At 46.5% G+C, this 361-nt stretch carries 1 protein-coding gene; it reads left to right on the forward strand.

The genetic code is table 11. From position 1 onward, the window contains the following. Positions 1-74: 74 nt before the first annotated feature. A partial coding sequence (locus PUR26_RS34435; RefSeq protein WP_329867989.1) for a hypothetical protein occupies positions 75-361 on the forward strand: 287 nt, incomplete at its 3' end.

Here is a 361-nt window from a genome sequence, read left to right on the forward strand (position 1 = left end):
GTTGTGGTGGGGGGGGGGGGGGGGTGGTGGGGGTTGTTGTGCGGAGTGTGTTGGGTGTTGGGGGGCTTTGCTATTTGTTTTTTTTTGTTTTTTTTTTTTTTTTTTTTTTTTTTTGGGTTTTGGGTTGGGGGTGTTTTTTTTGTGTTGTTTTGTTTTTTTTTTTTTTGGGGTTGGTGGTTTTTTTTGTGTTGTGGTGTTTGTGTGTTTGTTGTTTGTTGGTTTTTTTGTTGGTGTTGTTTGTTTTTTTGTTTTTTTTTTTTTTTTTTTTTTTTTTTTTTGTAATGGGTGGGGGGGTTGGGGGGGGGGGGGGGGGGGGCGGGGGGGGGTGCGGGGGGTGGGGGGGGGGGGGGGGGGGCCCCAA

The organism is Streptomyces sp. SP18CS02, assembly GCF_036322365.1.
Lineage (GTDB): Bacteria > Actinomycetota > Actinomycetes > Streptomycetales > Streptomycetaceae > Streptomyces.